We start from the raw sequence: 15161 nt of genomic DNA, 5'->3' as shown, positions 1-15161 counted from the left end.
AAGACGCTTTTTGAGCCGCCGTGGACGATCAGGCGAGGGGACGGATCAGCAATATGGGGCAGGGGGAGCCGCTTTGAAGCTCGGGATCATGCGGTGGGCGGACTATAAGCGCATCGGCATGCGCAAAGATTTTCATCATCGATGAATCCTGCTTGTCGAAGGGCTCCGCCAAAAGGCTTCCATCTGTCGTTTTTGTCAGCCTGGCTCTCAGGTAATCCTGCCGCTGGTCGTTGGGAGCCAGTGTCCTTGCCGAAAGCGCTACGGCCTCGCGGCTTTTCTCCGGTAAACGGGCGAGCCGCCGCAACAGCGGCTCCAGGAACAACATGCCCGTTACCAGGCTGGCGACCGGATTGCCCGGAAGCCCAAGAACCTGCATGTCGCCCAGCGCACCGACCATGAGCGGCTTGCCGGGCCGCATGGCGATCCGCCAGAAGTCCAGTTCCATCCCGAGGCCCTTTAGCGTCGACTGCACCAGGTCGTGGTCGCCGACCGATGCGCCACCCAGCGTCACAAGCACGTCCGCCTTGGCCGCACGCGCTTTCTCGACCGCCGCAGCAATGTCCGCCTGGCGATCCTTCACAATGCCCAGATCCAGGACCTCGCCGCCGTTATCACGCACCAGTGCAGCTATGCCGAATGTGTTCGACGCGATGATCTGCGCAGGACCAGGAGTGGTGCCGGGCTGGAGCAATTCGTCACCGGTGGCCAAAATGGCAACGCGCGGGCGACGATAAACGGCAAGCTGCGGGTGGTTCGTGGCTGCAGCCACGGTCAGATGCCCGAAATCCACCAGCGTACCGACTGACAGAACCGATTCGCCTTCGGCAAAATCCTGCCCGCGCGGGCGGACGTGCCGGCCGCTCGCGACCACGAACTTGGTGCGGATCCGGTTGTTGTCGAGCGCCTCGGCATCTTCCTGGATCAGAACCGAATCACTCCCTTCCGGCAGCGGTGCTCCGGTGAAAATGCGGACCGTCTCACCTTGCTTGACTGTACCGTCGAAAGCATGGCCTGCAGCCGCGCTGCCGATCACTGCGAGTTCGGCGCCGAGAACGGCCGCATCGGCAGCCTTCATCGCATAGCCATCCATGGCCGAGGCATTGAAGGGCGGCTGTGTGAGGCGGGCGATAAGATCGACAGCCAGAACACGGCCATTGGCATCCGCAAGCGGCACTATGTCCACGTCCTCGACCGGACGGGCGGCTGCAAGCAGCTGTGCTTTGGCCTCGGAAACAGGTAGAAGCGCCATAGCTAATCCTCCGCCCGAAAGATCCCGGACTTCCCGCCGCGTTTCTCGAGCAGCCTCACGCCGCCTACTTCCATACCCTTGTCAGCGGCTTTCGCCATGTCGTAGATCGTCAGGCAGGCGACCGACACGGCCGTCAGCGCCTCCATCTCCACGCCGGTCTTTCCGCTCAGCTTTGCCGTCGCCGTCACCCGCAGGCCCGGCAGCGCATCGTCTTCCGCAATATCCACCGATACCTTGGTCAGCATCAGAGGGTGACAGAGCGGAATGAGATCGGATGTCTTCTTGGCGGCCATGATGCCGGCCAACCGCGCCGTGCCGATCACATCGCCCTTCTTGGCATTGCCCTCACGGATCAGCGCCAAGGTTTCCGGCAACATGCGGACATAGCCGGTCGCGGTCGCCGACCGAATGGTTTCAATCTTGTCGCCGACATCGACCATATGCGCCTCGCCGGAAGCTGCAATATGCGTGAGCTCAGCCATTACTCGGCCGCCTGTTTGGAGCCCGCGCCGGTCAAGAGCATGCGGGTCGCGGCAGCCACATCCTCCTGCCGCATCAGGCTTTCGCCGACAAGGAAGGTGCCGATGCCGGCTGCCTTGAGGCGCAGGCAATCCCCATAGCTGAAAATCCCGCTTTCGCCGACCAGCAGACGGCCTTCATCGACGATGGGCGCCAGCTTTTCGCTGGTCTGCAGGTCCAGCTCGAAGGTCCGCAGATTGCGGTTGTTGATCCCGATCAATGGCGACGGAAGTTTAAGCGCCCGCTCCATTTCCTCCTCGTCATGGACCTCGACTAGCGAATCCATACCGAGTTCGCCCGCGACATCGTGAAGCTGACGAGCGTCGTCGTCGGTGAGAGAGGCCATGATGATAAGTATGCAGTCGGCGCCCCAGGCACGGGCTTCGTAAACCTGGTAGGGCTCGAACATAAAATCCTTGCGAAGAGCCGGCAGTGCGCAGGCCGCGCGAGCCGCGACAAGAAATTCCGGCGCGCCTTGGAAACTTGGAGCATCGGTCAGCACGGAGAGGCAGGTTGCACCGCCGGCCTCATATGCTGCTGCAAGGGCAGGCGGATCGAAATCCGGGCGTATCAGCCCCTTGGACGGACTGGCCTTCTTGATTTCGGCGATCAGGCCAAATGCGCCTGCCTGCTGCCGCGACCGGAGGGCTCGGTAGAAGCCGCGCGGAGCCGGTTGATCCGCAACACGCGCCTTCAACTCGACAAGCGGCACGGCGGCCTTGGCTGCCGCGATTTCTTCACGCTTATAGGCTTCGATTTTCCTCAGGATATCCGTCATCGCTCAATCCTTGTCGTTCGAAATAGCGACCAGACGATCGACCGCCGCCGCCGCCTGACCGCTATCGAGCGACTGTGTGGCAAGCTTCATGCCGTCGGCAATCGTTTCGGCCTTCCCAGCAATCATGAGGGAGGCCGCCGCGTTGCAAAGCGATATGTCGCGATAGGCGTTCTTCGCACCCCCGAGAACCGCGCGCAGAGCGGCCGCATTGGCCACACCGTCTCCGCCCTTGAGGTCCGCGATCGTTACAGGTTCTACGCCGAAGTCCCGAGGCGTTAAATTGAAGGAGCGAATTCGGCCACCTTCGAGAGCCGTTACCTGGGTTACGCCCGTTGTGGTGATTTCGTCCAAACCCTCACCATGCACGACCCAAACCGTTTCCGACCCAAGGTCACGCAGCACTTCCGCGATCGGCTGCAGCCAATTGGGCGAAAATACTCCCAGCAGTTGACGCTTTGCACCGGCGGGATTGGACAACGGACCCAGAAGATTGAAGATCGTCCGCGTGCCGAGTTCGACCCGGCTCGGCCCCACATGGCGCATGGCCGAGTGATGCATGGATGCAAACATGAAGCCGATCCCGGCTTCGCGGATGCAGCGGGCAATCAGCTCGGGGCCGATCTCGAGGTTGACGCCGAGTGCGGACAAGGCATCGGCCGTGCCCGACTTCGAGCTCAGCGCGCGATTGCCGTGCTTGGCCACAGGAACGCCTGCGCCGGCAGTGATGAAGGAGGCGAGGGTGGATATGTTGTAGGTTCCCGCCCCGTCACCGCCCGTGCCGACTATGTCGATCGCGTCCGCCGGCGCGATCACCGGCAGCATCTTCGAACGCATGGTCGCAACTGCGCCGGTCAGTTCAGCAACCGTCTCGCCGCGGACCCTCAGGGCCATAAGGAAGCCACCGATCTGCGAAGGCGTTGCTTCCCCCGACATCAGGATTTCGAACGCGTCGCGCGCCTCGTCACGGTTCAGGCTTTCGCCGTTCGCAACCTTGGCGATGAGAGGTTTCAACTCGGGCATGCTCACAGGGTCCGCTAGGGTTACTGGACGGTAGACTGGCGAACGACCGACTGGTTGATCGACACGCCGTAGCTGTTCTTCAAGCTGTTGACCATCTGGTCGAGCATGTCGTCGCCGGCCGACTCGGCCATCCGCTGCAATTGCTCGTCGCCCGAGAGTGCGTCGGCGGGAGATTGCTCGACGGCGGTTACCTTCATCAGCAGGCGGCTTTCGCCATCGGAACCGAGTGCGCTTGCGGTGGTGTCGACCGGTCCTGCAAATGCGGCAGCGATGGCCTCATTGCCGAAGATCGCATCTTCCGCATTGCGTCGCAGCCCCTGCTTCGTCTCGACGGCCAGACCGAACTCGCCGCCGATGGCCGCAAGCGTTTCGCCCTTGTCCAGTCTCGCCTTGAGCTCGGTGGCCTTGGCCGTCAATGCCTGGCGCTGCTGGTCTGCCGTCCAGTCTGCAACGACGCGATCGCGGACGTCGACCAGCGGCCGGTCGCGTTCGGCGACTACATTGCGAAGCTCGAACCAGACGTAACCATCATTGCCGAGGTTGACCGGCAGCGTATCGGCACCCGGTTCGGCGCGGAAAACTGCAGCCAACAGGGCATTCGATGCGGGGAGATCAGTGATCTTCTGCTCTTGCTCGTTCTGGCCGGATGCGTCGGCGGTGATTGTCACGGCCTTGAGGTTCAGTTCTTTTGCAGCGTCCTCGAGCGAGCTTCCGCCACTGCGAAGTTCTTCAAAACGATCATGGGTCGCGGTGACGTCCTGGGCCGCCGTCGATACCGCCAATTGCTGCCGCATCTCTTCCTTGACATCATCGAAGGACCGCACCGTCTCGGGACGGATATTGCTGACCCGAAGGATAACCGGGCCGAATGTGCCTTCCACGACCGGCGTCGTGCCGCCATTGGCGCCAACTTTGAAGGCGGCCTCGGCCAGTGTCTGATCCGGCATGCCTTCCTTGGTGAAGTCACCAAGTTTCACGTCGGCCGGCTTCCTGCCCTGATCGACGATGATCTGGTCGAATGTCGTGGTCCCGTCCTTCAGCTGGGTGGCTGCCGCGTCGGCCATCTCCTTGTTCGGGAAGGTCAGTTGCTCGATCGTGCGCGTTTCATGGGTTTTATAGCTGTCCTTGCGCTTTTCGTATTCGGCGCGCACCTGTTCCTCGATGATGGAGGCCGCGTCGGCGATGTCGGCGGGTTGCAGCTTCACATAAGCGAAGGTGCGATATTCCGGAGCGCGGTAGCGGCTTTTCACGCCTTCGAACCATTTTGCCAGAACATCGTCGGACGGCGCTTTGACCGGATCGATCGTGGCGTTCGACAGAAGCAGATATTCAACTGTCCGGTTCTCGTCGCGATACTGCTTGAGTGCATCGACAAGCACCTGCGGAGGTTTGAAGCCGTCAGACACGGCCTCAACAATCTGACTGCGCACGGCAACCTTGCTGCGCTCGGTGATGTAGTCATTCTCCCGCAAGCCGGCATTGCGCAGCCGCGAGCTGAAGAGCGTGCGGTCGAACTGCCCATTAACGCCCTTGAACGCCGGATCGTCGGCGATCAGGTTGGCCAGCCTGTCCTGCGAGAGGCTGAGGTTCATGTCATCCGACAGCTGATCGAGGGCTGCACCAGCGGCAAGCTGGGTGAACACCTCGTTCTCGACGCCGAAGGCGCGTGCCTGTTCGGGCGTCAGCTGCGTTCCGAACTGGCGGCCCAGAACGGCGATCTGCCGCTGATAAGCGAGGCGAAATTCCTCCGAAGAGATTTCCTGGTCTCCCACGGTCATCACCGTGTCGGCGCCTCCGGCCACCAGTGCGCTCGAAGCGCCCCAGATCGCGAACGAAGCGACCAGAAGCAGAAGCAGGGCTTTCGCAACCCAGGAGCGGGCCGCGTTTCTCAGAGAATCAAGCATCGAACTTACCTAACGAACTATCTTGCCGCCGGATCAGGCGGTATGAGCGACTGTCTCTAAATCAAACCGAGACGGAAATGAAGCTGTCGCTCAGGAAAAGCGAGAGGCAAGCGAGGTGGCGTCCGCCGGTGCACGTACTTTCGCGTCATTGTCGAAGTAAACATAGACGTCGCGACCATCGGATCGTAGCGGAGAGGGCGGCATGACCCGCGGCGCTCCTTCGGGGTCTTCGCCCCGCACCCAGGAGCGGATCAGGCTGGCCCAGTGATCAAGAGCTGGCTCGTCATATCCGCTGACATAGAGTTCCTGCGAACCATGGAGCCGGCAGTAAACGAAGTCGGCGGTCAGATTCATCAGCAGCGGCCAGTCCACCGTATCGGCGACCACAAGCCCGATCCGATAGCGGCGCAGGAGTTCGATGAATTCGTTGCAGCGGAAACTGTCGTGACGGATTTCTAGTGCGTGCCGGATGGGGAGGTTGCCGTCGATCTCCAGAAAGGAGCGGCCTGTCAGGCGGTCATCATGTCCCTGAGCCAGCACCAGGGCTTCTTCCATGGAAGAGGGTAGCAGCTTCAGGAAGGCCTCGAACCGCTCCCGGTTAAACCTGGTTTGTGGCGGAAACTGCCACAGGATCGGGCCGAGCTTGCGACCAAGCGCCAGAACACCCGAAGCAAAGAAATTGGCGAGCGGGGTCTCGATCTTGGTGAGCCGCAGCATATGCGTCAGGTAGCGTGAGCCTTTGACCGCAAACACGAAGTCCGGCGAGGTTATGTCGTACCAGGTCCGAAAATTCTTCGGATGCTGCAGGCCGTAAAAGGTGCCGTTGATTTCCACCGAACGGAAATGTTCAGCGGCATATTGAAGCTCTCGCTTCTGCGGCAGGCCCGGCGGATAGAAGACACCGCGCCATGGCTTGTAGGTCCAGCCGGATATGCCGATGCGGATATCGCCTGTTCTACTCATGCTTCACTCAACGCTAACGCAGGCTCCGCCTATCCAGAGCCACAGCATCGAACGTCGGGGCGGCGGCGGAGTTCCTGAAGCCGCTATTTGGTGAAGATGAAAAAGGCGCCGAGCGCAATGAAGCCGAAGCCGATGATCTGCTTCCAATGGATCGCTTCCCCGAGATAAAAGACTGAAAAAACGACGAAGACGGAAAGCGTGATGATTTCCTGGATGGTCTTCAACTGCGCGGCGTTGAAATAGCCATAGCCGATGCGATTGGCCGGCACCTGGGCGCAGTACTCAAACAGAGCTATTCCCCAGCTGACCAGGATGACGAGGTAGAGGGGCTTGCTCTCGAATTTTAGGTGGCCGTACCAGGCGAAGGTCATGAACACGTTGGAGAGGATCAAAAGCCCGATCGTGATAAACGGTGTAGCGGAAAAACCCATTGAACGACATCCGTGCAGTTAGGCCGGGCCTTTCGCCTCGGCATCTATCAAGTGACCAGCAGAACAAGATACAGGGCGACGGCCGTGAAAATCATTCCCCTGAAGGCATAGGAGAGGAACGTGTACTTCTGCCGGGTGATCAACGAGACGATGTCCGCATTGTCAAGATATTCGTGAAAGAGGTAGCCGACGTCGCTACACTAAGATGATCTGGAGAGGCAGCGCTCGCTTGCTCCTGCACTTTGCAAGCAGCTGCCTCCACTTGCCACTAGTGCAGTAAGGCGTTTCGGTGGGTATCAATAATTCGCGAGATGGGTGCTGAAGATGACCTATCGCGAACTAGTGGAAGGTCTCCGCGGTGAAGTCGCCTTCCATGATCCGAAGTGCTTCATAAAGCGCTTGCACCAGCACATCCGTCAGCTTGTCGACGTCATTTTCATGAAGGAACTGGGCAATGGCCTGTTCCGACGGCTGGCTCGCACATTCTATTTCGATCGACATATCATTGTCCCCTTCTGGTCCGGTTCATCCCGGCCAGGAGACACTAGGACGGCTTGCTTGCGCCGAACTGGAAGCCGGTCTGTCTCAAGTCCAGCTACCACGATATCGGCATCGGTCATTCAGATCGACTTCGGCGTCCCAAAACAGAAAAGGTCGGGGCATATGCCACCGACCTCCTCAACTGCTTCACCCTGCCAGTACATCCGTGGTCACGATGAGCATCTACTGCTGGAGGTAGGATGCTGCAGCCAGACGTCAAGTGCGTTGGTACAAGCAAGCCCGCTTCCATGTTGCGGCGCCGCCGTCGCCTCACATAAGGAAACCCTAATGCGCGTAACTGGTGCCAAGCTTATGTCTGCGCCAGGCCTTCAGTTTGACAAAATCGCAGGCGGGTTGAGCCAGATGACGGATCACTGATTGGGAATGATCACGTCGCGGGAGCCATCGTGGCGGTCACGACCCCAGCTGCTGCTATTAAACCGACCGCTGTCGCTAGGGCGATCCGGCCGCCCGTTGTCCCGATCGGGGCTTCCGTGATCTCGATCAGGTCTCCCGCGATCCCGGTCGGGACGGCCATGGTGCTCACGGTCACGGTGGCGATCTCGGTCCCGATTACGACGGTTCCAGTAGGTATCGGAGCGATCACTGCGGTCATAGACGCGGTTGTAGCTGGTATACGTGCCGCTTTCGCTTACGCAACCGGTCAGGGTGAGACAGGCAAAGCCAATAGCCGTGGCTACACGAATCGTTCTTTTAGACATGCTGGATGTTCCTTTGCAGCGGGTAGGGCAGTTGCCGCTTATGTGACTGCGGTGATATTTGAACAACGCCAGGCGAGGACAGTTCCGCACGTTATTTTTCGCCTCCGGAAGCCACAGCTTTCCAGGTCATGCTTGGCAATGAGCCTGCTTTGGATTAGCGGCAAGCGAGGATAGATCTGGCGGAAGAGGTGTCATCGATACCGGTTATTTCATATGATGCCACCAGATAATTTTTGGCGCTGTAATAACAATTGGATAGCCTTAGGTCATCTGCTGGTGACACGTTCTGGTATTGTCCGACATTTCCCCAGATGGCATGCTTAAAGTGGGCTTCCCAGTGGGCTCAAAAGTAGGCCTTGCTGAGGAGCACCTGATGGGTAGAACAACGAACAAGCTGACTGCTCGATCGGTAGAGACCATCAAAGAGCTAGGCCGCCACTCGGACGGCGGGGGCTTATATCTCAAAATAACTCCTGCTGGGCGCCGATGGGTATTCATGTACGCTTGGCGAGAAAAGCGGGTGGAGCTTGGCCTTGGAACGGCTGCTGACGTATCCCTGAAACAGGCTCGCGAGACGGCTCAGCGTTACCGGTCCATGCTGGCTCAAAAGCAAGATCCGCGGGAGGAGAGGGCGTCCGAGAAGGAAAAGCAGCTTACATTCGGCGAGTTCGCGCTCGACTTTGTGAAGACGCAGGAACCATCCTGGCGAAACGACAAGCACCGTGACCAATGGTTCTTCACGCTGTCGCTCAGGAAAGATGACGACGGGAGGTTCACCGATGAAGGCTACTGCACCGCCATCCGAGATTTGCCGATCGCAGAGGTAGATACCGAGCATGTGATCGGTGCGTTGAAGCCGATTTGGCAGACAAAGCCGGAGACAGCAAGCCGGCTGCGCGGCCGCATCGAGGCCGTGCTAAACGCTGCAAAGGTGATGAAGCTGCGGTCTGGAGAGAATCCCGCAGCCTGGCGTGGTCATCTATCGAATATCCTGACCAAGAAACAGCGGCTCACACGTGGCCATCATGCCGCCATGCCGTTCAAGGATGTCCCAAACTTTCTAAGCAAATTGCTGGCAGCACCTACTCCAAGCAACGCGGCGCTCGGTTTCACCATTCTGACAGCCGCCCGCAGCGGTGAAGCCATGGGCGCGACATGGCAGGAGATTGACCTCGAGGCGGCGCTTTGGCGCGTCCCTGCGGCGAGAATGAAGGGTGGTCGCGAACACCTCGTGCCGCTGTCGGACGGCGCTATTCAGATCCTGACTGTAATGCAGTCCATGCGCCCGGATGGAAACAACTTCGTCTTTCCGGGCCAGAGAGGGAAGGGGCTCTCGGTCATGGCTCTCACGATGGCTATGCGACGACTTGAGAAAGGGCAATACACCCCACACGGCTTCCGATCCGCGTTTCGGGATTGGGCCGGCGATGAAACCACCTTCGCACGTGATGATATCGAGCTCTGCCTCGCCCATGCGATCGCCAACAAAGTCGAGGCAGCTTATCGGAGAGGGCAGGCCTTAGAGAAGCGCCGCCTCATCATGAATACGTGGTGGAAATACCTCAGCGGAGACAGCAATAACGTTGTTCAGCTTGAAGCCTCGGCATAGGGTTCCTCAGCAACATGCGGAGGTGTTTTGAGATGAACGACAAGCCGATGACGTTTAGTCAGATGTGCGCTGTCTATCGCGCGGCGGGGGATATTTTAAAGGGCCATATCGAGGATGATGTTGTCCATATGGAACACTGCTGCAACATTGAAAACGCCGTATATGATGTGCGGATGCACGATGTCGTTGCTCGGATAATTCACTTCGCGGAAGTCGTCGGGTCGAATAAGCGAAAATAGCTAACCGTGGATGCCACTGTACAATGACAACATATCCTCCGCCGCCAGAGAACAAAACGGCCGTGAAAAGAGCGGGGAAAGCCATCTCCGAGGGACACGAGACACCGGCAGACGCGGATCTAGTTGACCGTTGGAGAGCCGCTCACGGATACGTAATCAACACCTTTCAGATCTGGCTTAAGCGTCATATTGCTCGGCAGTCGTTCGAAGTTGAGTTTGTTCAGCGGCTGAAACGCCGGACCACAGTATTTGACAAGCTCCGCCGGCGAAGCGCAGACGGCGCGGCCCTTATTGCAGATGTGTCGGCTATGCACGATTTCGCTGGCTGCAGGATGATCTTCAACACGGTAGCGGATCTCAAAACGTTCCGCGAATACATGCACTCGACTGGCGTGATGAAGAATGTGAACCACACGCTGCGGTACGGTCCAGACAAATACGATTACATCGAGCGACCAAAATCGACGGGCTATCGTGGCATTCATGACGTCTATCGACATCTGCCGCGAGGTAGCGAGCGTAGGCAGGAGCGGAAGCCATGGGATGGTCTCTTAGTCGAAATTCAGTACCGCACTCGTGCGCAGCACGCTTGGGCTACGGCTGTGGAGATTTCGGATCTCCTCGACGGTGAAAGAACAAAGTTTGAGCTCGACGCGACTAAACGTGGCAGATTTTTTGCCATAGCCAGCGAACTTATCGCGCGCCAGCAAGAGGGCATGAATCGAGCGTTCAGCGGCACGGCGACCATGGACCTCCAGGTAGAGCTCCAGAAGCTGGAGAACGAGCTCAAAATTCTTCAACGCCTATCGGTTCTTAAGCAGTTTACGGATGAGGAAAAAATACAACAGCACACCGTGTTGAACATATTCAGAGGAAACGATGGGACTCCCGACCTGGAAGTGCTGCCATTCAAGAGCGCCACGCTAGCTATCGAAAAGGCTACCGAATTAGAGAGGTCCGGCAGGAGCCTCAACGCGGTTTACGTGCGGTCTGATAATCCGAAACAATTGCGGTCTGCTTATCGGAACTACTTCAACGACCCGATCGATTTCGTGCAAATCCTTCAGGAGGAAGTCGAACTCTAGGATTGACCATGATTCGGCTCATGCTGCCCTTCTGAAGAGTCCGTCGAAAACCACCGGCGTCAGCGGCCGGAACTGAATGACCTCCGCGGGCTGGCGGGTGTTCCTTAGCCGTAGCTGGGCACGACAGACGTGGCTGCAGGTTGAGGCGCCGCGATGATTCTGAAAGCCCGTGCCGCAGATCGTGCATGTTAGCTCTGGCGCGGTCCGCTTTCGCTCCTCGTTGGCATGGAAGCCGCGGCACTTCTGGCTGCAGAAGCGAGCTTTGTTCCTTGCTTCGAAGCGTCAGTCGCAGACCTCGCACCGGAAATCCGTCATCTCCCAAGCCGCTAGTCGGCATTCCCGCGAGCAATGCCGTTGAGTTTTGCCGGCCGTCTGTCGGATGACAAAGGCCTTCTGGCAGTGGGCACACTGCCTCCGCCGCTCAGGATTGCGCTGCGCAGCACAAGAGCAGCTGTAACTGCAGAACTTCTGTTCCTCGAACGCGGAGCGGTACCCTTTACCGCACATTTGGCAGGGACGCTCAGGAGCTGCTGCCTTCGCGACTACATACCATGTCCGGATATAAGCGCGCCGGTTTGCGAGCTGATGGATGCCGGTGTTAAATTGAGCGGCGGACTGTCGGCAGATATCCGAGCAGAAACGGCCGCGGCTTTCGATTGTCTCCTCATCCAAGGCATCACCACACCGAATGCAGTTCTCCCGGGGAAGCAAGTATTCGGGCTGTCCTTCGATCCACGTCGGACGATCTGCTTTGCCAAGCTTCTTCAGCGCCGTTCCGAGCAAGGCAGCGGCCTCGTGGTCCGACTCGTTCCAACCGTTCCCCAGCTGGCAAAGAGCCGCCCTCAGCCCGGCCCGCGTCGAGCCTTCGTGCTCCCAAGGTGAGGAACGCCAATCGTCGAGCGTGTCCATGATCCTTTCGACGACGTGCTGCCGCCGCTGACCCTTGATGATTTTGCCGCCACTCATCAGCGCGGCGTTTCGAGCTTTCAACAAATGATCTAGATAAACCATGGGTCACCCAAAGATGGCGTCGAAACCGGCTGCGGTTAGGTCTGACGACGGCTGTCGGACTGTCGCACCGCCCGTGCCGTCGCGGCTGGCAAAGGCATGCTCTAGGTAAGTCCCGTCCATTGCCCGCAGGATTGAAACGTGGTGCGGCTCTGCCGGTATCCGGTAAAGCTCGAAATATGCCCGGATGTCGGAGAAGGCGAGCGGATCCGGCCCGTTCATGCCATAGCGCCGTGCGGCATGCAGATCGGAAAACCACGTCCACAAGATATCGCCGCCGGCCGGGAGTGCCGGACGTTTGCCCGTTCGAAGCGACACCCTCAACGCCTCGCAAAGCTGCTGTGCGCGCCGGTCCGTCATTTCGTGTTGCTCCGGCGACGGGGTTGACGCTCGATCGCCTGGACACGGCCCGGCAGATTGGCGTCATAACGCTTGACCCGTTTGTCGGCTTGTTTCGCCGAAGTCTTTTCGACATAGGCATGGAAGGTTCCGTCTTCTTCAAACCGAACCGCCACTTCGGAGGTCACATGGACTGCGGAAGCTCCGCCGGCCGCTGCCGGTGCAGAACGGGTCCGCTGCTTCGTGTGGTCGACAACGGTTTCCTGCGGGTGCACCAGCGCAAGCTGACCGCCCTTGCCGTCCAGTCCGCCACTGCGGGGACCGTCGCCGGTGTATCCACCGCCGTCGTAGCTGAAAATCTTGCTGAGCAGACCGCCAAGGCCTCCGAACAGACCGCCACCGCTTGTCCCTCCGGCGCCGGCGCCTTTGACCTGAAAAAGCGAGTCAAGCACTTGGTCGAGAAGAACATCAGCCACCTTTTGGAGGGCGTTGGTTAGAGCCTCCGCAGCGGACTTCCCGCTCATCAGATCGCTGATAAAGCCTTTCGTGACGCCTTTGCCGACGGAAGCAAACTCCTGAGCCGCGGCTTTGAGATCTTGCTGACTCTGAGCGAGGCGACGGGTTTTGTCCTCAGCGTCGGCCATTTCGCCAGCAAGTGTTTTGATGCTCGTGATTTGGTCTGGAGAAAGCTCGATGCCAGCTTGTCTCGCTTCATTGAGTAGTTGCTGCTCGTAGCGAAGAGCGGCCGCTGCACGTTCCGTCATGCTGAGGGCTTGGCCTTCCAAAGCCTGTTCCGCAGTGAATTCACGCGACTGCGCTACGAGGTCAGCATAGGCCTTGGCCCGCTCCATCGTTTCGGAGACCCGATCCTGCACGCCTTGCGGTGCGTCCGACAAGTAAAGGCCAGCCTCCTGCTTGCGGCGCCCTCGATTGATGCCACCATTGTCAGATCCGAGCCCGCTGATCGCCTGGCTGACGGTGCCAGCGTCGCCGGACTTGATGGCGGCAACAATCCGGTCCGGGAGGCTCCCATAGTTATAAGCGATGCTGGTCAGGGCAGCCTGCTGGTTTTCCGTAATGGCGCGAAAGGTGTCGGCGCCGACCTGGCGTTCGATCGTCGCCTGAAACTCGCCGATCCTGCGCTCCAGGTCGCGGTTCGCATCAGCCACGGAAACATTGATGCCAGCCGTGACGCGTTGAATGGAACCGTCCGACAGAGTGACTGTGTCGCTGCCGTACCCGGCGCGGAGAGCATTGACGTCGAAATACGGCGTGGAGCGGAAGCTTTCGAAGCCCTTGATCAGCTCTGCCGCAGAGGATCGAGAGACATTCGACTGCTCGGCGGTGATCTCAGACCTCGCCTGGATCACGGCGGCAGCCTTATCGAGGGAAACGCCGACCGCCTGCGCCGCCTTCAGGATAGCTTCCGCGCGCTGGTCGATCTGGCGGTCCAGCTCCGTCTTTCGGGCTTCAGCGTCTCGCTGGTTGAGGAAGCGCTGCTTCTCCCATGCTGCTTGGCGATCTGCCTGGTCAGCGGCCGGCGTGATGGTGCGGCCCGGTTGCACCTGCGGGCCGGCCGTCTCCTTTGCCACTTGCTGTTGGATGTCGGCCAGCTTCGCCAGTTCGCGGCGCTGCTCGCCTAGAGCTGCAGCCTTTGCCCGGGCGTTCAAGGTCTGGTCGGACTCTATTTCGGCAATCCGCTGCTCGATCGCTTGCCGCTGGGTTGCGATCGCCGCCCGTTCGCTATCGATCCTCGCCAACTCCCGGCGCTGCGCACCAAGGGCGGCCGCTTTGGCACGGGAATTCAACGAGGTGTCGTTCTCGATGTCGCGAAGCTTCTGCTCAGCTGCGACGCGGTCATTGGGATCAACGGCGATCGATGGAGCGGCAGCGCTGTTGATGAAGTCCATCCAGGCGGCAACAGCCTCAACGATCGCGCCCTTGACCTTGGTCGAAATCGTCGTTGCGATCGCGTCGAACTTCTGGTTGACCCGCTCAGCCTTGGCAATCATTTCATCGTCCAGGACGACGCCTAAATCGTTTGCCGCCTTGATTTGCTGCCGGATCCCTTGCTCACCCTTGCCGATCAACTGGACGAATTTTTCGCCGCCGGTTCCGCCGAACACTTCATCAGCGATTCGGATCTGAGCGGCCTTGTCGAGACGCTGCAGCTTGCCGATGATTTCAAGGAAGAGCTGGTCCGGCTGCTTGAGTTTCGTCGCAAGCGTCTGCGCATCGTACCCAAGTCGCTGAAATGCTTCGGCCGATGATCCCGCGCCAGTCTTGATGAACTCATCAGCACGCAAGGAAAGCTCTTTCAGACCGTCGGTCAGGCTATCGACATCGATGCGGTTTTGCTCGCTGACGAACTTCAATTCTTGAAATGCCCGGAAGGATAAGCCGGCGCGCTTGGCCTGATCCGACATCTCCAACACGGATTTTGTGCCCTCGACCGCCGCTTGCCTGATTCCTTCCAGAGCGCCGACGGCAGCACCAACGGCTAGGCCACCGACGAAGGCCTTGCCGAAGCTGCCGATCCGGGTGGATGTCTGCGCCAAGGCCTGGTTGATCCGCTGCGTCGAGCGGATCGTGTCTTGCTCCATCTGCTGCGTTGCGCTCCTCGACGAGCGCCGCATCCCTTGAAAGGACTGAGTTGTCGTCCTCTCGGCTTTTCTCATGTTCCTTTCGATGTCGGTGATTCTCGCCTCAACAGAGACGATCAGGCGTTCTTCGTCAGTTGCGGGCATATGAGCCT

15 protein-coding genes are annotated in these 15161 nt (G+C 59.3%); 3 read left to right on the top strand and 12 right to left on the bottom strand.

The window, feature by feature from the left end; all coding sequences use genetic code 11:
* Positions 1-28 precede the first annotated feature (28 nt).
* The 9 genes from E2F50_RS00205 to E2F50_RS22865 form a co-directional block, all read right to left on the bottom strand.
* Positions 29-1249 carry a molybdopterin molybdotransferase MoeA gene (locus tag E2F50_RS00205; RefSeq protein WP_133314069.1) on the bottom strand — a complete coding sequence of 407 codons (1221 nt, stop codon included), beginning with the start codon at positions 1247-1249 and terminating at the stop codon, positions 29-31.
* Positions 1250-1251: 2 nt separating this feature from the next.
* Positions 1252-1731, bottom strand: a complete 480-nt coding sequence (gene moaC / locus E2F50_RS00200; RefSeq protein WP_133314068.1) for a cyclic pyranopterin monophosphate synthase MoaC — start codon at positions 1729-1731, stop codon at positions 1252-1254.
* The gene (gene trpC / locus E2F50_RS00195; RefSeq protein WP_133314067.1) at positions 1731-2546 is read right to left on the bottom strand and encodes an indole-3-glycerol phosphate synthase TrpC; all 816 of its coding nucleotides are present in this window, start codon (positions 2544-2546) and stop codon (positions 1731-1733) included. The genes moaC and trpC overlap by 1 nt, the downstream gene beginning before the upstream one ends.
* A 3-nt stretch (positions 2547-2549) precedes the next feature.
* Positions 2550-3566, bottom strand: coding sequence for an anthranilate phosphoribosyltransferase (gene trpD, locus E2F50_RS00190; RefSeq protein ID WP_133314066.1), 1017 nt, complete (start codon positions 3564-3566; stop codon positions 2550-2552).
* A gap of 20 nt (positions 3567-3586) precedes the next feature.
* Positions 3587-5470 carry a peptidylprolyl isomerase gene (locus tag E2F50_RS00185; RefSeq protein ID WP_133314065.1) on the bottom strand — a complete coding sequence of 628 codons (1884 nt, stop codon included), beginning with the start codon at positions 5468-5470 and terminating at the stop codon, positions 3587-3589.
* A gap of 90 nt (positions 5471-5560) precedes the next feature.
* Positions 5561-6433, bottom strand: coding sequence for a DUF72 domain-containing protein (locus E2F50_RS00180; protein WP_133314064.1), 873 nt, complete (start codon positions 6431-6433; stop codon positions 5561-5563).
* Positions 6434-6516: 83 nt separating this feature from the next.
* Positions 6517-6864, bottom strand: a complete 348-nt coding sequence (locus E2F50_RS00175) for a DMT family protein (RefSeq protein ID WP_133314063.1) — start codon at positions 6862-6864, stop codon at positions 6517-6519.
* Positions 6865-7203: 339 nt separating this feature from the next.
* A complete protein-coding gene (locus tag E2F50_RS23110; RefSeq protein ID WP_202615387.1) occupies positions 7204-7365 on the bottom strand; it encodes a hypothetical protein in 162 nt (53 codons plus the stop codon).
* Between the two features lie 427 nt (positions 7366-7792).
* Positions 7793-7957 carry a hypothetical protein gene (locus tag E2F50_RS22865; protein ID WP_161973916.1) on the bottom strand — a complete coding sequence of 55 codons (165 nt, stop codon included), beginning with the start codon at positions 7955-7957 and terminating at the stop codon, positions 7793-7795.
* Positions 7958-8499: 542 nt separating this feature from the next.
* Here E2F50_RS22865 and E2F50_RS00165 point away from each other — a divergent pair.
* Genes E2F50_RS00165 through E2F50_RS00155 form a run of 3 tightly spaced genes read left to right on the top strand, consistent with a single transcriptional unit; the run spans position 8500 to position 11059 of the window.
* A complete protein-coding gene (locus tag E2F50_RS00165; protein ID WP_133314061.1) occupies positions 8500-9735 on the top strand; it encodes a tyrosine-type recombinase/integrase in 1236 nt (411 codons plus the stop codon).
* Between the two features lie 32 nt (positions 9736-9767).
* Complete coding sequence (locus E2F50_RS00160; RefSeq protein WP_133314060.1) at positions 9768-9974, top strand: hypothetical protein; 207 nt, start codon at positions 9768-9770, stop codon at positions 9972-9974.
* 23 nt (positions 9975-9997) lie between these two features.
* Positions 9998-11059 (top strand): RelA/SpoT domain-containing protein, encoded by a 1062-nt coding sequence (locus E2F50_RS00155; protein WP_133314059.1) that lies wholly within the window; start codon positions 9998-10000, stop codon positions 11057-11059.
* A gap of 282 nt (positions 11060-11341) precedes the next feature.
* On the opposite strand, the gene E2F50_RS00150 is transcribed toward E2F50_RS00155, so the two are convergent.
* The 3 genes from E2F50_RS00150 to E2F50_RS00140 are packed head-to-tail and all read right to left on the bottom strand — an operon-like array spanning position 11342 to position 15153.
* Positions 11342-12070: a hypothetical protein gene (locus E2F50_RS00150; protein ID WP_133314058.1), complete on the bottom strand. Its 729-nt coding sequence runs from the start codon at positions 12068-12070 to the stop codon at positions 11342-11344.
* A 3-nt stretch (positions 12071-12073) separates the two neighbouring features.
* The gene (locus tag E2F50_RS00145; RefSeq protein WP_133314057.1) at positions 12074-12427 is read right to left on the bottom strand and encodes a phage tail assembly chaperone; all 354 of its coding nucleotides are present in this window, start codon (positions 12425-12427) and stop codon (positions 12074-12076) included.
* Entirely contained in the window at positions 12424-15153 is a 2730-nt protein-coding gene (locus E2F50_RS00140; protein WP_210234585.1) for a glycoside hydrolase family protein, read from the bottom strand. Before E2F50_RS00140 ends, E2F50_RS00145 begins: the two co-directional genes overlap by 4 nt.
* Between the last annotated feature and the right edge of the window lie 8 nt (positions 15154-15161).

Source organism: Rhizobium deserti (assembly GCF_004358025.1).
Taxonomy (GTDB): Bacteria; Pseudomonadota; Alphaproteobacteria; order Rhizobiales; family Rhizobiaceae; genus Neorhizobium; species Neorhizobium deserti.
This window is presented reverse-complemented; position numbering and strand designations above follow the sequence as displayed.